This window comes from Arthrobacter sp. UYP4 (assembly GCF_057291175.1).
The window spans coordinates 1-23,054 of sequence record NZ_JBXAVU010000007.1; the positions used below are offsets into that span (position 1 = coordinate 1).

Consider the following 23,054-nt stretch of genomic DNA (forward strand, 5'->3'; position numbering starts at 1 on the left):
ACCATCGCTGCAGCTACGGGAGGCGCGGCAGCAGCCGCACCAGCAGCTGCACCGCCACCGGCGGCCGCGCCGGCCCCAGCGCCTGCTGTACTGCCAGCCCCAGCGGTGCTGCTCGTTGCTGATCCGGTCGGCACTACTTTCGAGCCGCCGCCGGTCACGTCTGCACCCGTCGGTGCAGCACCATCGCCGCTACCGTCCCCGCCACCCTTGGGAGCGGACGATGACTTCTCCGACTTCGCCGGAGGTCCCTGCGGTGGTGCCTGGCTACCGAATCCCTGTCCTCCACGCGGCGTGCGGGACGCACCCTGCGGTATTGCCGCACCCAGTGCGGCGAAGCCCATCGCAGCCCCACCGCCGCCACCGGAGGACGCCATGGCACCCAGCGCCGGACTAAGGAACCCGATGAGGACCGGCAAAGCGACGACGGACGCGAGGATCAGCATGAGGCCAGCGGAGAACTGCAGGAGAGCCTGACCGGAGAACAGGCCAGAGGTCGTCATCTGGATACCGGTCGCGTAAATTAGTGCGGCGGCTGGCTTGTAGAACGCGAAGGCGAGAGTCCACGCGATGATTTTGCTGAACCAGCTCTTACCGGTTTCGGTGTTCATGAACGCCGCCGACAGGGGCAGGACGCCCGCGATGAGGAACAGCATCGCCGTGCGCAGGACCATGAGCATGATCTGCACGATGTTGACCAGCACGGCGAGCAGACCGCCGACGATGATGAGCATCTGGTTGCCCATGAGGAAGGTTGCGCTGGATGTGCCGGTGTCTTCCATGCCCAGCAGCATCTGGACGTCTGATTGGAAGTCGTCTCCGACTCCGGCTGTGATGATCTGTTCAGCCAGAGCGTCGGTAGCTCCGAGGAGCACGTTGAGGAGGGCGACACCGGAGGCGGTGACGATGGCCAGCGTCAGGAGTCCCTTGAGAAGGTCCTGCGCCGGTTCGGCGCGCTGGGACCACACCATGCGGACTCCGGCGACGATCATGCTGATAGCCGCCAACGCGAGGGTCAGGTAGAAGGTCTGATCCTGCACGAAGCCCACGGCCGGAGCCGACGAGGCTGCCCGTCGAGGAACGATGTAGCCGACGAGCGAGGTGGCGCCACCAACAAGGGCAGCTCCACCGAAGACAATCGTCGCGGTGTTCACCAAGCCAGCGCCGTCACCACGGCGAGCATTGGTCACCAGAGTGATCCCGAGAAGGATGATGGCGATCGTGCTGATGCCCAGCCCGATCCACGTCGCGTAACCGAGGATCGTTGCGACCTGATCGTTGAACGCACCACCAGCGGGAGCGTCCGCGGAACCAGTTTGACCTGTCGTCAGGTCACCAGCGTCGATGGTCGTCCACAGCGTGCCGAGCTGCGCGATCGTCGCGACCAATGCCGCCTGTACGGCATCCGCTATGGCCTCAATCGCATCACCCGCTGCACCAGAAATTGCGTTAGATATGCCGTTGGCCGTTTTGCAACCAATGTCAACGAGCCCGCACTCCTCCGAGGGAGCTTCAGCCATTGGTAGGTCCCCAAAGGATGTAGCCGGAGAGGTCCGAAATCTGGCCTTCTACCGGCCCACTTGAGCCGTCGTCGTTGTAGCGGATGTACCAGTCGCCGTTGTGCCACTCCATAACCGCTGAGGTTGTGATGTAGACGAGTTCAGAGCCTGAGTCTCCGGACGCCACCACCTCGACCGTTGCCTTGTCATCGTTGTAAGACAGGAGGCGGAAGCCTTCGATCTTGACTGGAGGGCTGGTGCTGGAACCTGAATCAACACGGCGCTGCAAGCGTTCCATGTCGATGTCCTTGCCTGGGCCTTCAAGTGCTACCGCTTCGGTGGTTCTAAGCAGCAGCTCAGGGTCTCCGCTGGCCGCGAGCAAGTTGGAGAGCGAAAGCAGTGCGCCTTCGGGTGTGTGGGAGTAGCACGACCGTATGCCTGTCTGTTCGCCCACGACGCCTGGGCCATGCTCGGCTGACTTGGGTGCTGCAATTCCACCGATGAACTCCCACTCAACATCCTCGGGTGCAGAGGTGAGGGTGGTTCCGCCGGTGGCATCCAGCCCGCACACGGACTCATCCGACGCCGTCATCGAAGCGGACGGCGTTGGCGTGGCTGCCTGTGTCTGGGCTGGTGGTGCGGCATCGGATTCGTCGTCGTTGCCGATCCAGACGAAGAGGATGATCCCGACGATGATGAGCAGCAGGATGGCGACCGCTGACATGAGGAAGCGGGGTGCGGCCCACCAGACGTTCTCGGTTTCTTCGGTTTCGGCCATGACTACTCCTGTAGATAGGGCTGGTTCTGCAGGGTGGCTAGGCCGTGCCGCCGCCGGAGATGAAGGTCAGCAGTGAGGCACCGCCGGAGATGAGGGCGACGGCGAGGACGATCTTGATGATGCCGGAGATCTCCTGCGTGGTTTCGCCGCGGCTGGAGTCGAAGGCCATCTTGCCGCCGACAACGAGCAGACCCAGGACGCAGATGCCCAGGGCGATCCACTTGCCGACACCGACCATGCGGTTCCAGGCGTCCCCGATACCGGGAGGGGCCAGCGGTCCGCTGTCGGGCAGGGTGTTGGCGTTGATCAGGACATCCTGTGCGATGAGCAGCAGTTGCATGGTTCTAATTCCTTCCAGAATTACGGTGTTCGATGACCTCACTGAGACTGGTGAGGACTTTCCTTGGCTCGCGGGCCAGCGACTCGGGGTCGACTGTGCCTTCGAGTCGAAGCTCTTCTATCCACGGCAGCGTCCACGTCTGTGGGACACCGCCGGCGGTGATGCGGGTCAGGTTGTGCAGGACCTTGGGCGTTTTGCCGGGTGCGTCTGTGATCACGACGAGGCCGCGCAGGGTGATGGTTGGGTGTGAGCCTGCGGCCCAGTCGCGGGCGGCGAGCTGGGCGGCTTTCAGTCCCCGGTGGTTTTGACGGGCGACGAGGAAGACGTCGGCGGGAGGCACGGTCGGGTCGGCGTCCGAGCGGGAGGGCCAGCGGTGGTGGCAGGGTACGCCGCCCAGGAGGTCGGCCATGGTGTTCTCGCCGGCTCCACCGTGTACTCCAAGCCAGAAGACCTCGGGGTTGTCCGTGATGAACCGGGCCATGCCCTCCCCTGCAGCGAGGCCAAGAATGCCCTGCTGCGGACCGGCGACACCGCGTAAAACCTCAACGGCGTCCCGAATTTCGGTTTCCGTCACGACCGGCGCCTTTACAGGCTCGCGCGTGACGAAATCACCCCAGCGATTGCTCATTTAGCTATGCCCCCAACGGCTTCCCATAGACTCGACTCTGATCATAGTAGCTCACTTAGTGAACTGGAAGGCCGTTATGTCAACTGAAGTGAATCAGAATGAAAGAAGGCTCAATCTAGGGTATCGTTCCCTGCATGGGGAATGGAGTGGTCGTTGTGTCTAGAGCGCTCGATGTTCTTTTCGCTGACCTGCCCGCGCGACTCAGTGTCGAACAGCTCACTGACGTTCTTGGTCTGTCCGACAAGACAGTGACGTACCGATGGCTGCGCGAGGGGCGGATACCTGCAATCAGGCTCGGCGGGACATGGCTCATCTTTCGCGATGACATCAAGGATCACCTCGAGGCGCACTACAACACGCCTGGCTCCATCTCCGTACCGGAACCAGGTGCAGAGGATGAGAAACCTGAGGATCTTGAGGGGACATGATGACGACGGAAGCGTTGACCAGACCTGTATGCACGGCAACCATTGGCGATGACGACACAGTGAGCGTCACGGTCGATGGAGTCGACCAAGCGTTCGGCTCCATGCCGGAAGCAATCGGCTTTTTCGCGGGCACGGCCGGCGATCTTGGCCGCCCCGTCAAAGTCACCGCCTACGACCCGTCCTCGGCCACGCAGCCGGAAACCTACCTCATCGTCAACGAAGACGGCTCAGTCGACGCAGACACCAGCGTGGCCGTGAAGAAGCGACCCGCACGCCGAACCACTCCTCGTCCCGTCAAGGCAGCAGCTGCAACCCAGCCCGAAACTCCATCAGGGGAAGAAGGTACTGCGGCTATGCAGCCCGCTGCCGTCATTGGTGCCCATTTCGTGCCCGACGTCGCAGCAGCGGAATCAGCCGACGCTGCCAGAACTGAGCAGCGACCGTCGGTCGAGACACCACCTGAGGCACACCCTGCTCTTCCCACCCAGCAAGAGGTCCCGACCTCCTCTCCCGAGCCAGCACCGGTCTCATCGGCACCGCAGGTGTCGCAGGAACCACAGGTACAGCGGACCGCGTCCACCGTTGTTCAGGTCGAGCCGGGGGACGAGCGGATCAAGGTGCGCCCCGAGGTGAAGGCCGAGAAGGCTGCAGCACCGGCCCGTGAGGGGTTCCGAGGCTGGCTGAACGCCACCTTCAAGGCGAACCTCGCCGCCTCCCCTGCAGAGCAGGCAAGCCGTGGGCGCCGGGCACGTATCCAGCGGCCGCTGGAGACCCACTGCACCATGGCCGTCGTCCAGCTCAAGGGCGGGGCGACGAAGACCACCGTCGCCTACCACCTGGCCGCGACCTACGGGCGGATCCGCGGAGGCAACATCCTCGCCGGTGAGTTCAACGAGAATCAGGGCACCCTCGGTGAGCGTGCCCTGGCAGGCTCCCACGACCGCACCACCCTGGACCTGATCCGGAACCTCGGCACCGTCACCCGGCGCACCAGCGACCTCGTGCGCTACATCCGGCCCCAGGGCGACGACAGGATCCACGTCCTTGCGTCCCCACCCGAAGGCGCTGACCGCCGCCGTGTGGACGGCACCTCCGTGAAAGCCGCGCACGACGTGCTGCTCTCGCTCTACAACCTGATCCTGCTCGACACCGGCAACTCCGCCCAGGCATCGACCTGGCAGGCCGCCGTCGACGTCGCTGACTCGCTCGTGTTCGTCGCCCAGAACAAGGCCGATGACTTCCGACTCCTCGAGGCAACCATCGAGGGCGTCAAAGCCCAAGGCCACGCGGACAAGTTCGCCCGGTCGATCCTGGTCATCACGAACACCGCTCAGCCCAACAGCGAACGCCTCGCCCAGCTCAAGGAATACGGGGAAAGCATTGGCCTCGCGGCCGTCGTCGTCGTGCCGTTCGATAGGTCTCTCCAGGAGGGCCAGAACTTCGACTACGAAGCACTGAACCCCGCCACACGCCGGGCCTACGAGGAAGCAACAGCCGCCCTCACCGACCAGCTCTAAACGCACATCATTCGGTCTCACATCCGGGCTCACATTCGGGCTCAGTTCAAACGCAGGGGTTAGGAAGGCATGGCAGGGGGGAAAGCCATCGGGTGCGGCATCGCCGCGCTCACCGTCGTGCCTCTCGGCGCGGTTGTGGCCATGACCATGCTTGTCGCCGGCATCGCTGAGGACGAGGAGGCCGCGCAGCTTGAACGAGCGTCCTGCACGGTGTCCGAGGACGCGGGTGCGAAGCCAGGCGCCCTGCAGGCTGTTCCGAACGGGTGGGGGCCTCTGGTGGAGGCGGCGGCGAAGGAGGCGGGCCTTCCGGCCAGCGTCGTCGCCGCCCAGCTGAACCAAGAGTCGGGGTGGAACGAGAACGCCACCAGTCCTGTCGGGGCTCAGGGCGTCGCTCAGTTCATGCCAGCAACGTGGGCGGCCTACGGCAACGGCGGTGACCCGTTCTCCGCGAAGGACGCCATTCCCGCCTACGGGCGGTACATGGCCGCACTGAAGGAGGAAGTGCAGTCGATCGCAGGCGGGGATGCGAACCTGCTCGTGCAGCTCACCCTCGCTGCGTACAACGCCGGGCCGGGAGCCGTGCAGCAGTACAAGGGCATTCCCCCGTACCAGGAGACCGAGAAGTACGTCAGTGCCATCCTCGACTCCGCGCAGAGCGGGTTCTCCATGGACTGCAATGCACCCACCGGCGGCAAGCCGTGGGACGGCGACCTCGGAGACGGCGAGTGGACCACTCCCCTGCCCGGAGGCGTCTTCACCTCCGGATACGGGAAGCGCAACGTCATCGGCCTGCCCGCTTGGGCACAGGACCACGTCGGTGTGGACATCTCCACACCCGGTGCCGGCTACGGCAACGGTGGCCCCGTCGTTGCACCCACAGACCTCCGCATCACCGGGTTCAACGACAAAGACGGGTGCGTGATTGCCAAGGAAGACGGCGACGACCCCGACTTCGGGTTCGCGTTCTGCCACCTCAACGCCTACTCCGTGAAGGTGGGCGACAAGCTCAAACGCGGCGACATCGTCGGCACCGAGGGCAACAAGGCCGACCTCGGCAGTGTTCCTACACATCTACATTTCGAGATTTATACACCCGAAGCCCCCGACGTCACCTACCCGTACGAAGGCTTCAACATCGACCCCGAACCGATCCTCAAAGAGAAAGGCGCGTGGCCAGCATCATGACCCCGACACCCACGCACCACCGACCCACACACCGGCACCTACCCCGCCGCGCGGCGGCCGTGCTGTGCCTGGTCCTGCCTCTCACGCTTTCAGCCGTCGCCTGCACCAACAACGAGGGCCAAGCAGGGTCGACGCTCGAGCCGACGCCCACGACCATCTACGAGGGCTCCTACACGACGGCGGCCGCCGAGGACATGATCGGCAACGGCACCTTTCCCATGCCGGCTGACGCCGACCGGACCAACGTTGAGTCCACAGCCGAGGTTGCCGCCCTCATGCTCCATTCGTGGGACACCACCATCGACACGACTCAGACAGCAGCCGCCATCCGTGCGATCCCGTTGATGAGCAATGAATGGGCGACCAACCAGGTCGAGCCAGAGCGCAACGGCGCACAAGGCGAATGGCTTGAACCGGCTAAGCACCAGGCCTACAGCGCGCCCTCGATCGTCCCCGCCCCCGGCGACGTCTCCCAGGACGTGGCCGACGACAAAGCCATCCGCGCTTACGACGTCAGCTGGCGCTGGATTAGCCGCAACGGCACCGACCTCCCTACCACCGGCCGGCAGATCGTCACGATCTACCTCGAGAAGCACGACGGCCAGTGGGACGTCGTAGGCCACCAGTTCCAGGACATGGGCCTGTGACGACAATGTCTTTAATTTCCGACACGCCGCAGACCTCCCCCGTCGCTGTAACAGTTAAGGCAAGAATCGGCGCTATGGCACTTCCAGGGCGAACGAGGCGGTCACGACCGACCAAAGGTGAACGGCATCTCATTGGCGCGAGACTCCCCATGGCCGATGCCATCAAGCTTGCTGACGTAGTGGAAGCCCAAGGCACCACAGTCAGCGAATACGTCGCACACCTGCTCCACGAGCACCTCGCGACTGTCGATATTTCCCACATCACCAACCAGGAGACGCTCCAGATCAACCAAGCAAGTTAAAAAGAGAGGGCCCGCCTAAGCGGACCCTCGTCATATTCAATTCTTCGAAGCGTTCCACCCCATCGCTGCCAGGCACCGGGTGAAGCGCTCAACCAAACACACCCTTGGAGGGGCCGTTTGTTGTGCCCAGTTTACACATGACGCCAGAACTACCGGTAGCAGATTCGGCGCGCCGCGCACCTGAGTCCTGCCGTGATGCTTGGGTTTTTGCGTCGCTGATCGCGGGACAGCCGTTTTACCGTCTGGGGCGGTGGAAGGACGGCCGGTTCCAGTACCCACGGCCCACTACTCCCTTGCCAATTACTAGGACGCCCCCGGAGCGGCCCGCGGCCGTCATGCTGCACGACGTCGACGGTACTGTCCGCACACTGGCCCTCGACCTCGACACCTCCAAGGCCCGGAAGCCGGTCGTCGACGACGACGCCCGACGCCTCGGAGACCTCCTGCGCACAGCCGGCCTCGCCTACGTCGAGGACGAGTCCCCCAGCGGCGGCCGCCACCTGTACGTGCCCCTGCAGGAACCCCTCACAGCCGCCGAGGCCCGCCAACTGGTCGAAGCGCTCGGACGTCGAGCCGTCAGCCTCGACCCGAGCCCACACCAGAACGTCGTCCACGGCTGCATTCGTGTCCCAGGATCCGCACACAAGGCCGGTGGCCACCAACGGCTCATCACGCCGCTCACGGACGCCTACCGCATCCTCACCCGCCGCAACCCCGCTACCGCGGTAGCGGCCCTCCGAAAAGCCCTGGCGCCGGAGCTGTATCGCATCGAGCAGCAACGCCGCACCCAGGAACGCGCGACGGCAGCGACAGCAGCCGTCCACGCGATCGCCAAGGGCTCCGCCGCATCGTCGGCACCAACGGTGGGCAGTGAGCGCCCGCTGCGCTCCGTGGCCCGCACAGGGCTCTACGACACCAGCCGGTACGCCAGCCACTCAGAAGCCCGCATGGCGGTCCTCAACCACTTCTCCGCCTGCCACTGGACCCTTGACCAGGTCCGCACCGGCATGACCGACCAGTACGCCGGCCTCGCCGCCCTCTACGGCACCAAGACCGACCGGCTCCTGCCCCTCGAGTGGGCCAAAGCCCAAGCCTTCACCGCCACCACAGCGCCAGCGAAAGACCCCGCGCAGCGAGCAGGAAAGAAGACTGCGCACAAATACGACACAAGCCCTACTTACCTCACGGGGGGCAGCCCCGAACCCGCTCCGCAGCCAAGCCAGCACTCCATCCATCAGCTCGTGAACGACCTCGAAAATGTCCTCTACGCCGTGCTCGACTACAGGCTCATGGAACGAGGCAGGGAAGGCATTCACCTGCGCTTCCTCATCCGCGCAGTCCTGGCCTACATGCGGACCATGGAGACGAACATCCTCGACGTCGGATGCCGCACCTTCGCCCTGGCCCTCGGCAAGAGCCACGCCACTATCGCACGTCTCCTACCCGTCCTCGAGCAAGCATCAGCAGGCATCCTCACCCGTATCGATCGTGCACGCGGCCGCAACGCCGATACCTACGCCGTGCAGCTCCCCGAACACTTCCAGCAGCTTGCCCGCGAGTTCACCTGGCGCAAGGGCAAGATCCACGCCATCCGCCCCGTCTTCCGGGTCCTTGGGGACGTCTCAGCCCTCGCCTTTGAGGCCATCGAACGCGGACACCACTCCCCCACCACCGCGGACCTCGCCCGCATCACCGGCATCTCACGCCGCGCCCTCACCGATCACCTGGCCGGCATGGAAGCCCTGCAGATGATCCGCCGGCACCACGGCCGTTGGGAGCTCGTAACCACCACCAACCTCGCCCAACTAGCGGACCGTCTCGGAGCCACCGAGGACCGTGAAGCCCAGCTCACCCGCTACCGCAAGGAACGGGCCGCCTGGCACGCATGGCTCGACCGCCACCTGACACCCCAGCTCGAGGAGCACGAGCTGTACGACGCCGACACGGACGAGTACTGGCAACCCCCGATCGAGGACGAATACGAGCATCAACGCGCACTGTGGAACGCCGCCTGATACTGAGGGCTGCTACCTCGATCGAGGATACTGATGCTGTGATCTTCATCGTTCCTGATACAAACATCCTGCTCGGCTCTCCGTTGCTGGTTCATGAAGAGTGGAAGTCTCTGGGCCAAAATCGGGAGGAGTGGGCGACTCAAATTGCTGTCCCCGATGTCGTGCAGATGGAAACAGTTCGCAAGATCCGAGAGACGTGGACTCTAGAGCGCAAGCCATTCGACGAAGCGCGTCTGGGAGAGTTTGGTGTACAGGATGAATTGAGGGCGATCGCTAGCGCGATCACGGCTCGTATCGACAGCTACGAAGCCGACTTGACGGAAAGGTTCGCTGAACTCGGAGCTAAAGTCGTTTCACCGTCGGCTGTGGATCATCTCGAAATTGCGCGTCGCGCTGCCTATGGCATCGCTCCTTACCATGGCAAGAAAAAAGACGGCTACAGAGACACGGTGATCTGGTTGACGGTCATGTCCATAGCCGAGGAGAACCCGGACGCTGAAGTGTGGTTCGTCAGCGACAACCACACGGATTTCGGCCCGATTCCGCCGAACTGGACCGGGGAGAACGAGGGAAGTCGCAGCGACTGCCCCATCCTTTTTCACTCCCAGCTTCGGCAAGACTTGGAAGCCCGAGGACTAGCGGATCGGGTCAAGTATGTGACCAGCCTGCAGACCCTGGAACAACACCTTGCTTCACTCCACGAACCTATCTCAGACGATGAGCTGGCTGCTCTTATCTCAGAGTTGGACGGGTCTGAGCTGTCATTCCTTTTGGAGGAGCAGATTAAAGGCCAGCGGATCGCCCCTTCCCAAGCAGCACTGTCCTTGAACACACTCTCTGCTTCGATAGTGAACGCTGATTCCGTCGGCTACAACTGGCGCTTTTCGGATAGTGCGCGACGCGGCCAAGGTCGATGGACCGCAAACTTCGACATCACTGTCGATGCATATGTTCAGACAAGGACGTACAGCGGAGATGTCGTGATGGTATCGAAGCCACTGAACGCTGGTGGGCGAATCACTTTCAATGACTCGTCGAACGTTGAAAGTCTTGAGATCCTCTCGGTTGAGGCCTTGCCCGATGATCCAAACAGATCCCTCTGGACGGCCGATGCGCAGCTTGAGCGCATCCAAGGAAAACAGCTCACACTGGGATTCCTTCAACAGCTCGACCTCGCGGGGTTACTACCCAAGATCGACACGTCACTCATGTTGCCAGGCGTCAATTGGGCTGAGGTGATCGGTTCTCAAATCGACACGATGGGCATGCTGCCGGGCTTCGACTTCACAGGCGTCGACACAAGCAAGCTATGGGGCAACGTCGACCCGCCGAACATCGCGTTATCCAAAGGAGTTTGGGACCTCGTGCGGGCAGCAGGTGAAGTAGCACAAGCAGAAACTCCATCTTCAGATCAGTATTCAGGCGTGGAGGAGCAGCCCGGCACCTCTCAGGACCCTGAAACCACAACGGACGAGAGCACCCGGGAGGAAACCCCTCCTGACATCGAAAAGAATGAAGGGGAGGACGGCCGCTGAATGGACGGCGCTTTACTAGAGTCTCGGGCCTCCTGCCCACCTGGGCACGGCTCAAGCTCCCCCACGCTCCGCTGCTTGTCCCGCACACACGTGGACAGCAGGAACCAGAGGGCCCGCCTGCACACACCCACCTGCGTCACCGACACGGTTAGCTCACCTTGCCCGAGCGGTGGCCGTGCACAGCCTCCTGATGCTCAGGTACCGAAACGATTCTTGACTGGGATTTCCCGGCGCCGGCACTGATCCGGCCGCACCCACGCCTCACGAGCCCGCGAGAACTCAACCCACTGCGCGTACACAGCATCAGGGGTCCATGCCATCGCGAAGCCCTTCACCGTCTGCTTCCGCCCATCGGGGTATTCCAGCTCCACCCAGAGGGCAGGTGCCTTCTCCGGCTCCGTCGCAGGCTTATCGGGTGGGTCGAGCTGCAGCGGAGGCACATAGCGGTCCGCGCTCGGCGGGATGCCATGCCAACCAGGGCGAGGAGCAGGAGTCACCGGCACACCGTACCGACCTCCCCCGACAGTCAGGGTCTACGAGTCCCGGTCCGTGTGAATCGCGATCAGGGAGAACCCTTCGGGTACTCGGGACAGCATCTGCGCTTTCGCGTCCTCATAGGTCGCGCCCGCGGCGCTCACCTGGTCCAGCTCTGCGCCTCGAATGACTCCCGTAATAACCATCAGACCAGCCTAGCGGCGGGCTATGGCACCACTCCCCCGCCGAAGTGCTCTGCACCAGGTTCAGAGCACTTTGCTGCGCTCAGCCGATCGATCAACACCTTTTTGCAGCTGCCCAGGGAGCGTACGCACTCCCTCCGACCTGTCTACAGCTACGCCGCCATGACCCCAGAACTTCTCCCGGGCGCTGCGCTTATTTCCCGGCAGAACTTCTGTGCCCCTGGCCCTACGGGTAGACACCTCTCCGCGGAGCGCAGCGAGACAAGCTCGCCAGCAGCAAAAGCGATGGAGAGGAACCACACCATGAGCCCCGCAACCCACCAGATCGCCCATTAGGTCGACCTGTTCGACCTCCTCACCCTCGAGGAACCCATCACCGCTCCCCTCGGCTTCACGACCGACACCTACAGCCCGGACGACCTGAACAAAGCCGCCGACCGGTGGCGCGCCGAGCACGGAGTCTTCGGACTCTGGGGCAAGTCCCACATGTGGCACTGCTCCAACTACGACTTTGGCAGGACCAGGACGGTAGCCGGCGAACACCCGACTGTGCTGATGACCGCAGACACCCGCTGCGACCACTACGGCCCCACCCGCTGCTCCTGCATCGGTGACCTGCTCTACCGGGCACTGTGCGAAGGATGCGGCCACGCCACCGCCATCCATGCCACCGAGAATGCCGCCGTAGAGGAACACCTCGACCACTGCTGGACCGGATGGAGGAACCTCCCCACCGTCACCCGCACAGCACAGGGCGCATGGAAAATCCCCGACGACTACCCCACCAACTGGCAGATCCCCGGCGCCCCCGTCCGCACACTCCGCGAACCCATGGGAACCCGCCACGTACCCGGAGCATCCCCCTTCGGAGGCTACAACGCAGGAACCCTCACACCCTGACCACCAGCTACACATCGAGATACCTAGCCTTCTACCAATCAAGAAGGGTAGGTATCTGCTTTTGTCGTAAAGTAGAAATCTAGAAATGTAGAAAAGTAGAAAACACGAAAACTACAGGTGTCGAAGTGTAGACATCTACGCTTCGTGGCCTGTAGATTTCTGGATATGCAGGTACTAGCGGTCTACTCAGAGAGCGGTGGAGTCACCAAGACCTCCACCGCGGTATCCCTTGCCGTCATTGCGGCACGAACCGGACGGCGCGTGACGCTGATCGACTTGGACCCCCGAGCTGCGACGACGAAGTGGGCACGCGTCGAGCCCGAGAAGGAACACCTTCACGTCGGGGCAATCCTCGCTAATGACGACGTGGAAGGCTACGCCGAAGAACTCGGCATCGTCGTCCCCACCTGGTCAGACAACCTCCGGGTGATCCCGGCGGCACGGAACGTATCGAACAGGGAAGCCGAGAATGCCGACGGGGCAGAGTTTCGGCTGAAGACCTCACTCGTGGACCTCGAAGCGGATCTCGTCGTCATCGACTGCCCCAACAGGCAGGGCGGACCCCTCATCAAGGGAGCCCTCATCGCATCCGACTCCATCGTTTACGCCTCAAAGCTTTCCGGTGATGGAGTCGACGGCGTGCTCGGCGCCCGGCAGACCGTCGCCCAGTTCAAGAAGAACCTCGCCCGCATCGGAGCGCCGGCCTCACCGGACGAGCTGGGCATCATCGCGGCCGCGATCAGCGACAACCCCGTCGCGCAGCCCGTGGTCGAACGCGCCGCAGCCGAAGACCTCGCCGCCATGGGCATGCTCCTGACACCGATGGTCCCCAAGCGGACCATCGTTGAGCAGGTACGCCTGACAGGGGAGTGGTACGGCGACTACTCAGCCGGCAAGAAAGTCCTCGACGCCTACACCGAACTCGTACAGAAAGTGATCCGATGAGCGACCGCCCGAACCTCGAAGCACGACGAACCCGCCGTGACATAAAACCAGCACCCGACGAGCACGTCGACCCAATCGAGACGCCGGCCCCGCGTGCGGCCGAACCTGCACAGAAGGCACAGCCAAAGGCATCCGCCCAAGCAGAGACAACGCGACGCGCCCTGAATATCCAGGTCAGCGAGGAAGTCGCGCAGACCATCGACTTCGCCAAGTTCAAGACCAAGCTCTCCAAACGAGCACTGGTCGAGCAGGCAGTGCTCGCACACTGGTCGAAGTACAAGCCCGACCAAGACTGACGCCACGGCAGGATGGGGGACTGACCGATGCAGGAGACAAGGAACCACGAACCAGCGGCGCGCTTCCGCTGCGCTCCACCGCGCCACGATGGTCCTCCGCGGTGCTCCGGACTGTCCGGCCGGCACTCCTACGTCGCACCGGCCCCTCTGCTTTTTGCTGCTGTCCTGGCGGATTATGCGCCCCCGCTCCACAGCGTCAATCGCTACGCGACCTCGCGCCCAGGCAATGTGTCCGGCGCTCCTTCGTCGCTTATCTCCTCCCACATTCCCTCAGCACTCCGCCCTTCGGGTTGAGCACTGTTCCGTCGGGGACGAGCGAGCGAGCTCGCCAGCAGGCAAAACAACGGGGGATAGGGCCACACCACCACCGTCTCGACGTACTCACCTAGGGGGAGGGTTCTCATGACACTCACGCTGTACATCAAACTGGCGAACTGTTTCGCGTGCGACAAGACCAAGCAGAAGTTCACCGAAGCCGGCATCGAGTTCACAGCCATCGACATCACCACCAACGAGCAGGCCCTGACCTACATCTCGGAGGAGCTCGGCTACAGCCAAGCCCCAGTCATCGTGTACGAGCGAGACGGCAGCGAAGATCACTGGTCCGGCCTCAACCCACCCAAGATCGCCCACGTCATTGCCCTCGAGAGCACGAGCGACAGCTAGGCCCTCGGCGCGCTACATCTATAGAAATGTAGAAGCGTAGAAATCTACCTCAGTAGAAACTGCGAATCGACGAATCAAGAAGCATCCTGCAGCACATGAACTGAAAGGTCTCGCATGTCCGGCACAGCAGTATTCAAAGTCCTCCGGGCGGTGCCCTACACGGCCTACCTCATGGTGGCATCGACCCTCATCATTGCTTGCTGGACAGCCTTCATCCATCAGATGTTCCGCGGCAAAGGTGAGCTCCGGCCGCTAACCGTCATCGGGGACGTCCTCAACTTCATCAGTGGACGGACACCCGGCGCGTTGACGTCGCTCAGTGACTGGCTCCGAGCGGAAGCAGGCATGACCAGTGTCATCGCCGTCGGAGTATTTGTCGCCGGCATTGGTCTCTTCTATCTGTACGCGAGAGATGAGAGGGCTGTTTGGTATGGGTTGCCGACCGCCTACATCGCGTTGGCCGCCTTCGCGGAGATCGAACCCAGGGTGGCTCTATTCACGGGTCTCGGTGTCTTCCTCCTTCAGGCGTTCATCGGAGCGTTGCAGATGACTTGGGATGCAAGAACGCCGACGGAAGGCTATATACCCCTGTCGGGCGTGGAGCGCCTATTGAACCAGTGGACCGTCACCACCGCAGGGCTCATCTGCGGACCCCTCATCCTGGTCGACCAACTCAAAGCACCACGGGCTGACGAAACACGCAAGAACCCCTACGTCGGCGCCCAAATAGTAATGTAGGACTGTTGTTTTGTAGAAATCTACGAATCTACACTTCAGAAGTACCTTGCAGCACGTGAACTGGAAGGCGTCTCATGTCCCCAGATGAAATTCGCACGAAGATCGAGAAGAAGCACCGCGACAAGCTCGAGCGGTTCAAGCAGACAGTCATGAACGACGCGAACCTCGTTGACGGCCCCAACTCACCAGCAGCTCTCCAGCCCAGCAGGGCCGGCCGCTTCAGGTCGATCACCAACAGGTTTGCCGACCTCACTCTCATGGGCGATCGCTACACACTCGCTCATGCCACCAGCACCCCAGGACTCGCAGGCTACAGAGTGAGCCTGTCGATCGCGGGACACCACCGGCTCATGGGACGCCGTTTAGAACTTTCCATGGAAGAAAACGTTGCGTGGGTCTACGCCGTGTGGGGAAACGAATGGGCCGACTACAGCTACAACCTCCGAGCGGTTTTTGGCAGTTCCGAAGTCGGCACCATCTACTACTTGCTCTACCTCTCCAAAGACCTGCAACCGATACCGATGCCCGACGCCGAGACCCTCCGCGGCGCACTCATCCAGCCAGGAGTGTTCGGGTAAATCCTCATGCGTAAGTTCGATCTGCCGTCGGACGGCATCGAGTATGTCTTTCCCGGTCTGTCCGTTGCCGTGATCATCGCGGGAGTCGTCCTGCAGATATTTGTTGACGGGGTGACCTGGACAGGGTGGTTTGTAATCGCGTTGGGGGTAATCATGCTCCTGTTTTCGAGCCTGATGTGGTGGCTAAACGACGGGCCATAAGTCGTAGTGCCAGGACTCGAGCGCAGCAGGAAGTCCTGCCCAGGGTGCACGGTAGGTCGAGTACGACGGACACCCCGGACAGGACTCCACTACAGAGCGTAGAACACGATGCTGACACCGTGGCTGACACACTGGACGGATGCCCGAGGGCTGGCGGGACGTCATCAGGATCTACAAGAAGGGTGAGCTCGACAAGCTGGCCGGCGACCGAAAACCACCGCCCACGGGTGCGTTCGAGGACGAATAAAAGGAAGGCCCCGGGGAGGCTGCGTGGATGGGGGATAAACACGCAGACGACCGGAGCCTTCACCGATAGTTCTACTGGGTGAGAGCGCTCCCCAGATAGCTTGGATGCGGAGGTGTGACCTGATGAGTACCCCGGCCCTGGCACAGTGCTGTGTCTGCCGCGCCACAACCAAGCTCCAGGACGAGGGACGACCCCTACCCGAGGGCTGGCTGTACCGAACGATCACCGTCGACGTCGGCCGCTACTACTGCGCCGAGCACGCCCACAAAGCCTGACCGACGCCCGCCCTCACGGGCTCGCGGCTCTAATGGGCTGAAATATCAGACGCCGCTGCGGACAGCAGCTGACCGATTACCCAGATCGGGTTCCACGCATTCGCGGAAACCTCATCCCGGCAGGACTGACTCTCACACGCAAGTGAGAGCGAACCTGACGCGGGGGAGTACACCGTCAGGGCCATGAACAAGGCCGCCAGGGCAGCGACAGCCGACAAGCCAAGCCGTACACGCTCACTCATTGTCAGGCGTCCTGGCGCAGCGCGATGATCACTTTGGTGACGTTCCAAAGGGCCGCGATTCCGAGGACGCACATAGCCACAAATGCAAGCCAGCTGTTGCCGCCGGGAAGTTGCATGACGAAGAGCAGGCCGAACACCACAGCGCCTATGCCGTACATCAGCGCAGTGCGTTTGGTGCTGCGCGTTTGTGAGCGTGGTGGTGCCTGTGCGTGGTCGTTCGTCCCCAGAGTCATGGTCACAACTCTACGGAAGTGTCATGGCCGGCAGCCGCGGGTGTCTCACCTGTAGTGCTTCCCTGCTCTCCGCCAGGGGGCTCCGAGCAGGGCTATGGTCCTTCGCTTCGCTCCGGCCTGTTCCGGCCAGGCTGCTCCTTCGTCGCATCCAGTCCGGGATGTTTTTTGTCTGCTGTCCTTCGGATTGTGCGCCCCCGCTCCACAGCGTCAATCGGCTGCGCCGACGTCGCCGGCCACAAACCTCTCCGGCGCTCCTGCGTCGCTTATTTCCTCCGAGGTTTCTACCCGCCTCCGCCCTTCGGGTTGAACACTGCTCCGTCGGGGACGAGCGAGCGAGCTCGCCAGCAGGCAAAAAACAACTGGGAAGGGCAAGTACCAGCTGGCTCACCACAAGCTCTCTCCCCACCTCGTGACCCAAGGAGCAACAACCATGAACACCATCGAAGTCACAACCGAGGACACCGACGAAACCGTGCTGGTGCCTGTCCTGCCAGCTGACGACCAGCCCGACGTCGAGATGCACTGGGCCGACGACATCGTGCCCGATACCCAGTGGGAACTGATGGGCCAATGGGGAACCGCCGGGTACGACGCAGGGCAGTGGCCCTACGTGTTCTTCGTCAGCACCCACCACGACGATGAGGCGGGCAGGTTGTACGGGTACGGCACCTACAACCGAGGCCAGATTGCAACGCACTGGTTCCGGAGCGAGGAAGCCTGCCACAGAGCCATCACCGCCGAGGTGTTCTGGCACTGGAGGTTCGGTGGCGCGGATTGCCCACCCAACCTGACCTTCAACCTCGAGGACCTGCCCGAGGAACACACCACACCTTGGGTCTAGGCAACAAGCCCGCAAGGGCCCGTCACATCCTCACCACAAGCTCTCCCCTCGTGAATTAAGGAGCAACAACCATGGAAACCACCCAAGCCAACCCCACAGCTGTCCTCGAGCACTTGAACCCGACCGAGCTGACCATCGACGCGAATGTCCGCGCAGATGTCCGTCTCGATCCGGAGTTCTTGGCCTCGATCAAGCAGCACGGCGTCCTGCAGCCCGTCGTCGCCCACCGCACCGAGCAGGGCGTGCACGTCCTGTACGGGCAGCGCCGCACCCTGGCGGCCGTGGAGACCGCGCAGCCGACCATGCCTGTGTACGTCGTCGCCTCGCTGACGGAAGCAGACCGGTTGGTGCAGCAGATGGTCGAGAACGACCAGCGCCTGGCCCTGAACGACCGGGACCGCACCGAAGCGTTCCACCAGCTGTCCCTCATGGGCATCACGGCCGGGCAGATCGCCAAGAAGACCGGCACGAAGAAAACCACCGTGGAGACCGCGCTGAAAGTCCGCGCCAACACCACCGCCACCGAAGCCCTCACCGCCGGTTGGACGCTGGAGCAATCAGCGGCGCTCGAGGAATTCAGCGACGAAGAGACGACCGTGGCACGCCTGCAGCACATTATCGAAGTCCAGCCCGAGCAGTTCGACCACCACGTCGCCTACCTCCGCCAGGAACGCGCCACCGCCCGCCTCATCGCCACCGCGAAGGTCGAGCAGGAAGCCCTCGGCAACACCGTCGTCGACGGGTACGGCTACGGGACCCCAGAGCACCAGCACCCCAACATGCTCCTACGGGCAGACGGCGAGAAAGCAACGAAGGACGACGCGAACGCCGTGGTCATCAGCACAACCTACCGGGGCGAGGTTCAAGTAACGCCGGTGGTCGCAAACTTCCGGGACCACGGGTTCACGATCCGCGAAGGACTCGGCATGAGCCCGACAGCGGGCCAGTCAGGGCCGATGACGGACGCCCAGAGACAAGAGCGGCGCACGGTGATCCAGAACAACAAGAAGTGGGACGCGAGCACCGAGGTCCGGCAGGCATGGCTCACAACCCTGCTGGGGAGGAAGACCCCGCCGAAGGGATGGGCGCACTTCACGGCCACGACCCTGGCGAACTACGGTAACTCGGTGGCCCGGGCGACGGCGCAGAAGCACGAACTCGCCGCCGGCCTCGCAGGCGTCACCGACCCCGACTACCGGGCGTACCGGGCACTGGTCGAGAAGCCGACCACGAACCCCGACAAGGCAGTCCTGGTGATGATGCTCGCCGCGCACGAAGCGGACCTCAGCCGCGAATCATGGCGACGCCCCGGCCCCCAGGCCGCCTACTACCTCTTCCAGCTCGAAGAATGGGGGTACACACTCAGCGAGGTCGAGTCCCTGATCACCGCCCACGCGATGAAGGACACCAAGGACAGCAAGGACGAGGAGGCGACCGAGTAGGGGAGTGAGGCGGGGCGGCAGGGCACGAGCGTTACACAGCGTCCCTGCCGCCCCTGCACGTCCCTTGCCCACTGCTAGACATGAAGGGTCGCACTCCCAAGTCGACCCCACCGATCACCTGAATCGGTGCAGTTGTGAGCGGCGCGATTTTCCTGACGCGCTACAGGCAGGCATGCAACGCGCGCGCCCGTGGTCGACGCGGACTACAGTGCAGACAAGGCTCCCGCCCAGATAGGGAGCCCAACAGATTTCCTTGTCACGAGGGAAAACCGGAGACGGAACCATGTGGTGTGGTTCCGTCTCCACCCATTTAAGGCGCGTTCCCGCATCGATCCGGAGTCGATCAGGGGGTGCAGCGTTTGGTGGCTGGAATGCTGGGTACATGACAGACCAACCCCAGGATGAGGCGCAGCCCGATCAGCCGCCCAGGCCGCTGCGGTTCCTCACCCTGCAGCAAGTAGCCGATGAGCTGAACACCAAGCACAGCACCATCCGGGCACTCATCGCCTCAGGGGACCTGCCGGCCATCCAGATCGGCGGCCGAGGCCAGTGGCGCATCGAACGCACCAAGCTCGAGGACTACATCGCCGCCGCCTACGCCAAAGCCCGCACCGACATAGCCCGAGGCGACGTTGGGACAACCCCAGAGGCAGCGGACTAGACGACCCGAGGGCTGGACTAGCTTCTGTCAGGAGACTCGGCAGCATCGGCCGGCGTGACAGCACTTAACCACACCCACCCCTCACGCTGAATCTTGACCAGCGGCTCGAGGAACCGGATCTTCACCGCTGTGCGCGTGTACGCGATCGCGTGCGCCTGAACCCGGATTGCCTTCGAGGGGTACCGCACCCAGGCATACACTCGGCGAGGTTCCGGGAAGTCGGTGGGCCGGCAGTTCTCGACATCGAGCTCAGCCGCCGTCAGCATGATCAGCTCCTCACGCATGACGAACTCCTCGATCCGCTCGTCCATCAGCCGCCCATACGTGACCGGCGTGATGCTTGTTCTCACCCACGCCCGGACAGTACGAGGCAGCGCCGACAATCAGACCCTGATCAGTGTTCCTGCTCTAGTCCCACCCCGCACCCATGGAGGCTGTGCACGGCCACTGCTCGCTCGAGGTGAGCTACCCCGTGTCGGTGACGCAGGTGGTTGTGTGCAGGCGGGCTCTTGGTTCCTGCTGTCCACGTGTGTGCGGGACAAGCAGCGGAGCGTGAGGGAGCTTGTGCCGTGCCCATGTGGGCAGAAGGCGTCATAACTCGACCTGGCGTTGTGAGGCTTTGTAGCGACGTTCAGAGGCCATTTCAGGACCCTTGGGCGAACGCTTCGAAAGTGGTTCCGTTGTCGCTGGAAACCTGGATGCCCGTGTCTGTGGCGATCCAGATTCGGTGGGTGTCGTCATTGGTATGGGTGGCGGCTATCGCTGCGGGTTCCCCTTCAATGGTTCCTTGCTGTGCCCAGGTCAACCCCGCGTCAGCGCTGGTGTGTACGACGCCGTCGGGGGTGACTCCTATCGCGGTGTCACCGGCGAAGGTCGTGAAGATTAGGACCGGGGCGTCAGCCACCGATTCCCACGTCGCTCCACTGTCGTCGGATCGGTACGGGCCGTCCTCGGTGGTGGCGAGGACGACACCGTCTTGTGATGCCGAAAGGTTGAAGGCGGAGAGGGTCTCGTTTGTGACGGTCCAGTGATGACCGTCCGGGCTCGTGACGATCCGTCCTTCATGTCCGATCAGCCCGTCCTGTGTGGCGGCGAGGGCGTGGAAGTCGGTTTCACCCTGCCGGGACACGGGTTCCCAGGTAAGGCCGTCGTCGGTGCTGGTGATCAGACCAACGGGATCGGGAAGATCCGTGCCTGGTCCGGGGTGTCCTGATGCGTATAGGGTCCCGTCGCTGGTGGTGGTGAAACCCATGAGGTCGATCGTCGGGCCGATCTGCTGGGCCGGGGATCGGCTGACGTCGAAAAGGCCGTCGTGGGTGGCGAGCAGGATGCGGTTGGTGCCCGGATCGACGCTCATGCCGTGGATGTGCCCGGACGGGTAGTCGGCCGGTGATGCGGATGTCGCTGGTGCATCCGCTGATGCGTCCTCTGATGGGTCCGGGGAGGTCGAGGTTGTGGTGGCGCAGGCGCTGAGCAGCACGGCGAGGACGGCGATCGAGCCAAGGCGCGCGACGCGGTACAGGGGAGAAGGCAACAGGCAGTCCTTACAGGAAGCGTCGAAAAATCAGTCGACACAGGAACGGTCGCTGAGTGGCTGGCCGGTGACTGAGGGTTCGGTGGGTGGTCGAAACGGTGCCGGTGTGGAGGGAACGGGGCCCCCACACCAGCACCTGTCAGAGGGCAGTCCACCTCTGGGTCAGGTCCTTAAGGGGACACCCGCTTGAGGGGCGGACTGCGTAGTGGAACTGGCGTGGGGTCAGAGGCCCGCGAGCAGCTCTTTCATCTCGTCGATTTCGGCCTGCTGGGTGTCGACGATGGTTTCGGCCAGCTCGATCGCTGCGGGGTTCTCGCCGTCATTGATCTCCGTCTGAGCCATACCGATGGCGCCCTCGTGATGGGCGGTCATGGACTCCAGGAACATGCGGGACGCCTCGGTGCCTTCGGCGGATTCGAGGGCGGACATCTGGTCCTCGCTCATCATTCCCTCCATGCTGCCCATGGATTCCGAGTCGGATCCCATGTTGCCCATGTCGTGGCCTTCCATGCCACCTTCGGGCTCCATGGGCTCACCCCAAGCTTCCAGCCAACCGGTCATCGTCTCGATCTCAGGGCCCTGGGCGTCCTTGATCTTCGTCGCAAGGTCCGTGATGTCCGGGCTGATGTCGTCCTTGGCGAGCATCATGTCGCTCATCTCCACGGCCTGCTGGTGGTGAGGGATCATCATCTGCGCGAACATGACATCCGCGTCGTTGTGCTCCTCGGACACAGCATCCGAACCGGTGGTTGCTGACGCGTCAGCGGACGGGGTCGTTTCAGCAGCTGCGCTCGAGGCAGGAGCTGCAGCTTCGGTGCTGGTCGTGTCGGTGCTGGTGGTGCCGGAGTCGGCGCCGCAGGCGGAGAGGGTGAGGGCCGTGGCCAGGCTCAGTGCGGCAAGGGAAAGGTAACGCTTCATAGTGGTCAGATCCTTCAAAGCTCAAAAAGTGGTGTGCTGTCGGTCGCTCACTCCCGCCCAGACAGGGCCAACGGGGTGAGGCAGCGCCGGCTACGCCGTCGATCGACGCGCGTGCATCGAGGGGCGTGCGGGCATGCTGGAATGTCGGCCTACCGCCCCGTAAGGGGCGGGTACGGGCCGCGTATTCTATGTGCGACTGATGCAGAGTTGAGTCAGTGAAGGGGTGGGAGCTGGTCGGGACGCCCAGTACGGCAGGGGGGGTCCGCGGCGACGCAGCGAGGACGTGAGGGCTCGCCCGGTCGGGGTGAGGAGCCAGGCGATGCCGACGAGGACAAGGGCGAGCACGCACATGCTCAAGGCCATCTCGTCGGCGCAGTCCGCACCGCACCCTGCAAGTATTCCCTGATCCGACAGGTCCCCGGCCGCCTGGGTCAGAGCGTGCAGCAGCTGCGCCGCAGCATCGCCGTGCGTGTGACCGGATGACACCACTGGGGATTCTGCCGAAGACACGAGTGAGGAGCCAGAATCAATGGCGGTGGGGTCCGCCGACGCGGTGTTCAGCGCCGTGTTCAGCGCCGTGGAGGTCGACGGTGTGGAACTCAGCGTCATGGAGCCGGCGCTGTGGTGCGCTGTCGCCCCGTGTCCGCCCATCCACACGTGCATGGCGAGAATCCCGACGATCACAGCGGTCAAACCGACGAACGAGAGCAGGGCAGGAAGCAGGGAGCCCAGGGACGCGGGGAGCATCACGGGATGACGCGTCCCGGCGCTGATCACCGTCCTCATCGC

General features: G+C 63.2%; 28 protein-coding genes. 18 read left to right on the forward strand and 10 right to left on the reverse strand.

Going from position 1 to position 23,054, the window contains the following annotated elements:
- The 4 genes from AC0Z9V_RS16965 to AC0Z9V_RS16980 form a co-directional block, all read right to left on the reverse strand.
- A partial coding sequence (locus tag AC0Z9V_RS16965) for a TrbL/VirB6 family protein (RefSeq protein WP_485142216.1) occupies nt 1-1,517 on the reverse strand: 1,517 nt, incomplete at its 3' end.
- A complete protein-coding gene (locus tag AC0Z9V_RS16970) occupies nt 1,510-2,274 on the reverse strand; it encodes a DUF8175 domain-containg protein (RefSeq protein WP_485142217.1) in 765 nt (254 codons plus the stop codon). The genes AC0Z9V_RS16965 and AC0Z9V_RS16970, both read right to left, overlap by 8 nt.
- Before the next feature lie 37 nt (nt 2,275-2,311).
- Nucleotides 2,312-2,614 carry a hypothetical protein gene (locus tag AC0Z9V_RS16975; protein ID WP_104181678.1) on the reverse strand — a complete coding sequence of 101 codons (303 nt, stop codon included), beginning with the start codon at nt 2,612-2,614 and terminating at the stop codon, nt 2,312-2,314.
- A 4-nt stretch (nt 2,615-2,618) separates the two neighbouring features.
- Nucleotides 2,619-3,242 (reverse strand): DUF6668 family protein, encoded by a 624-nt coding sequence (locus tag AC0Z9V_RS16980; RefSeq protein ID WP_485142218.1) that lies wholly within the window; start codon nt 3,240-3,242, stop codon nt 2,619-2,621.
- Nucleotides 3,243-3,397: 155 nt separating this feature from the next.
- On the opposite strand from AC0Z9V_RS16980, the gene AC0Z9V_RS16985 reads away from it, so the two are divergent.
- From AC0Z9V_RS16985 to AC0Z9V_RS17015, 7 genes are all read left to right on the forward strand, one after another.
- The gene (locus AC0Z9V_RS16985; RefSeq protein ID WP_485142219.1) at nt 3,398-3,670 is read left to right on the forward strand and encodes a helix-turn-helix domain-containing protein; all 273 of its coding nucleotides are present in this window, start codon (nt 3,398-3,400) and stop codon (nt 3,668-3,670) included.
- A 542-nt stretch (nt 3,671-4,212) separates the two neighbouring features.
- Nucleotides 4,213-5,187 carry a MinD/ParA family ATP-binding protein gene (locus AC0Z9V_RS16990; RefSeq protein ID WP_485142220.1) on the forward strand — a complete coding sequence of 325 codons (975 nt, stop codon included), beginning with the start codon at nt 4,213-4,215 and terminating at the stop codon, nt 5,185-5,187.
- Between the two features lie 69 nt (nt 5,188-5,256).
- Nucleotides 5,257-6,372 carry a transglycosylase SLT domain-containing protein gene (locus AC0Z9V_RS16995; protein WP_485142221.1) on the forward strand — a complete coding sequence of 372 codons (1,116 nt, stop codon included), beginning with the start codon at nt 5,257-5,259 and terminating at the stop codon, nt 6,370-6,372.
- The gene (locus AC0Z9V_RS17000; RefSeq protein ID WP_485142222.1) at nt 6,357-7,019 is read left to right on the forward strand and encodes a hypothetical protein; all 663 of its coding nucleotides are present in this window, start codon (nt 6,357-6,359) and stop codon (nt 7,017-7,019) included. The genes AC0Z9V_RS16995 and AC0Z9V_RS17000 overlap by 16 nt, the downstream gene beginning before the upstream one ends.
- Nucleotides 7,020-7,168: 149 nt before the next feature.
- On the forward strand, nt 7,169-7,321 hold the full coding sequence (locus AC0Z9V_RS17005; protein ID WP_485142223.1) for a hypothetical protein: 153 nt from the start codon (nt 7,169-7,171) through the stop codon (nt 7,319-7,321).
- 293 nt (nt 7,322-7,614) lie between these two features.
- Nucleotides 7,615-9,336 carry a hypothetical protein gene (locus AC0Z9V_RS17010; RefSeq protein ID WP_485142224.1) on the forward strand — a complete coding sequence of 574 codons (1,722 nt, stop codon included), beginning with the start codon at nt 7,615-7,617 and terminating at the stop codon, nt 9,334-9,336.
- Nucleotides 9,337-9,374: 38 nt separating this feature from the next.
- Nucleotides 9,375-10,871, forward strand: coding sequence for a PIN domain-containing protein (locus tag AC0Z9V_RS17015; protein ID WP_485142225.1), 1,497 nt, complete (start codon nt 9,375-9,377; stop codon nt 10,869-10,871).
- 533 nt (nt 10,872-11,404) lie between these two features.
- Here the strand turns inward: AC0Z9V_RS17015 and AC0Z9V_RS17020 are convergent.
- Nucleotides 11,405-11,551: a hypothetical protein gene (locus AC0Z9V_RS17020; RefSeq protein ID WP_485142226.1), complete on the reverse strand. Its 147-nt coding sequence runs from the start codon at nt 11,549-11,551 to the stop codon at nt 11,405-11,407.
- Nucleotides 11,552-11,920: 369 nt separating this feature from the next.
- On the opposite strand from AC0Z9V_RS17020, the gene AC0Z9V_RS17025 reads away from it, so the two are divergent.
- From AC0Z9V_RS17025 to AC0Z9V_RS17060, 8 genes are all read left to right on the forward strand, one after another.
- A complete protein-coding gene (locus AC0Z9V_RS17025) occupies nt 11,921-12,448 on the forward strand; it encodes a DUF6349 family protein (protein ID WP_485142266.1) in 528 nt (175 codons plus the stop codon).
- Between the two features lie 165 nt (nt 12,449-12,613).
- Entirely contained in the window at nt 12,614-13,393 is a 780-nt protein-coding gene (locus tag AC0Z9V_RS17030; RefSeq protein ID WP_485142227.1) for a ParA family protein, read from the forward strand.
- Nucleotides 13,390-13,689, forward strand: coding sequence for a hypothetical protein (locus AC0Z9V_RS17035; RefSeq protein ID WP_485142228.1), 300 nt, complete (start codon nt 13,390-13,392; stop codon nt 13,687-13,689). Before AC0Z9V_RS17030 ends, AC0Z9V_RS17035 begins: the two co-directional genes overlap by 4 nt.
- Before the next feature lie 402 nt (nt 13,690-14,091).
- Nucleotides 14,092-14,355, forward strand: a complete 264-nt coding sequence (locus AC0Z9V_RS17040) for a glutaredoxin family protein (RefSeq protein ID WP_485142229.1) — start codon at nt 14,092-14,094, stop codon at nt 14,353-14,355.
- A 114-nt stretch (nt 14,356-14,469) separates the two neighbouring features.
- The gene (locus AC0Z9V_RS17045; RefSeq protein ID WP_485142230.1) at nt 14,470-15,093 is read left to right on the forward strand and encodes a hypothetical protein; all 624 of its coding nucleotides are present in this window, start codon (nt 14,470-14,472) and stop codon (nt 15,091-15,093) included.
- 74 nt (nt 15,094-15,167) lie between these two features.
- Nucleotides 15,168-15,671, forward strand: a complete 504-nt coding sequence (locus AC0Z9V_RS17050; RefSeq protein ID WP_485142231.1) for a hypothetical protein — start codon at nt 15,168-15,170, stop codon at nt 15,669-15,671.
- A 6-nt stretch (nt 15,672-15,677) separates the two neighbouring features.
- The gene (locus AC0Z9V_RS17055; RefSeq protein WP_485142232.1) at nt 15,678-15,872 is read left to right on the forward strand and encodes a hypothetical protein; all 195 of its coding nucleotides are present in this window, start codon (nt 15,678-15,680) and stop codon (nt 15,870-15,872) included.
- Nucleotides 15,873-16,241: 369 nt separating this feature from the next.
- A complete protein-coding gene (locus tag AC0Z9V_RS17060) occupies nt 16,242-16,394 on the forward strand; it encodes a hypothetical protein (protein ID WP_485142233.1) in 153 nt (50 codons plus the stop codon).
- A 244-nt stretch (nt 16,395-16,638) separates the two neighbouring features.
- On the opposite strand, the gene AC0Z9V_RS17065 is transcribed toward AC0Z9V_RS17060, so the two are convergent.
- Nucleotides 16,639-16,869, reverse strand: coding sequence for a hypothetical protein (locus AC0Z9V_RS17065; RefSeq protein ID WP_485142234.1), 231 nt, complete (start codon nt 16,867-16,869; stop codon nt 16,639-16,641).
- A 430-nt stretch (nt 16,870-17,299) separates the two neighbouring features.
- Between AC0Z9V_RS17065 and AC0Z9V_RS17070 the strand changes: the two genes are divergently transcribed.
- The 3 genes from AC0Z9V_RS17070 to AC0Z9V_RS17080 all read left to right on the forward strand — a co-directional run bounded on the left by AC0Z9V_RS17070 (nt 17,300) and on the right by AC0Z9V_RS17080 (nt 19,813).
- A complete protein-coding gene (locus tag AC0Z9V_RS17070) occupies nt 17,300-17,710 on the forward strand; it encodes a hypothetical protein (protein WP_485142235.1) in 411 nt (136 codons plus the stop codon).
- Nucleotides 17,711-17,781: 71 nt separating this feature from the next.
- Nucleotides 17,782-19,152 carry a ParB/RepB/Spo0J family partition protein gene (locus AC0Z9V_RS17075; protein WP_485142236.1) on the forward strand — a complete coding sequence of 457 codons (1,371 nt, stop codon included), beginning with the start codon at nt 17,782-17,784 and terminating at the stop codon, nt 19,150-19,152.
- Nucleotides 19,153-19,534: 382 nt separating this feature from the next.
- Nucleotides 19,535-19,813, forward strand: a complete 279-nt coding sequence (locus tag AC0Z9V_RS17080) for a helix-turn-helix domain-containing protein (RefSeq protein ID WP_485142237.1) — start codon at nt 19,535-19,537, stop codon at nt 19,811-19,813.
- A 17-nt stretch (nt 19,814-19,830) separates the two neighbouring features.
- Here AC0Z9V_RS17080 and AC0Z9V_RS17085 read toward each other — a convergent pair whose 3' ends face one another.
- From AC0Z9V_RS17085 to AC0Z9V_RS17100, 4 genes are all read right to left on the reverse strand, one after another.
- Nucleotides 19,831-20,124: a hypothetical protein gene (locus tag AC0Z9V_RS17085; protein WP_485142238.1), complete on the reverse strand. Its 294-nt coding sequence runs from the start codon at nt 20,122-20,124 to the stop codon at nt 19,831-19,833.
- 332 nt (nt 20,125-20,456) lie between these two features.
- On the reverse strand, nt 20,457-21,293 hold the full coding sequence (locus AC0Z9V_RS17090) for a F510_1955 family glycosylhydrolase (RefSeq protein WP_485142239.1): 837 nt from the start codon (nt 21,291-21,293) through the stop codon (nt 20,457-20,459).
- 276 nt (nt 21,294-21,569) lie between these two features.
- Entirely contained in the window at nt 21,570-22,265 is a 696-nt protein-coding gene (locus tag AC0Z9V_RS17095) for a DUF305 domain-containing protein (RefSeq protein ID WP_485142240.1), read from the reverse strand.
- Nucleotides 22,266-22,451: 186 nt separating this feature from the next.
- A complete protein-coding gene (locus AC0Z9V_RS17100; protein WP_485142241.1) occupies nt 22,452-23,051 on the reverse strand; it encodes a hypothetical protein in 600 nt (199 codons plus the stop codon).
- Nucleotides 23,052-23,054 lie beyond the last annotated feature (3 nt).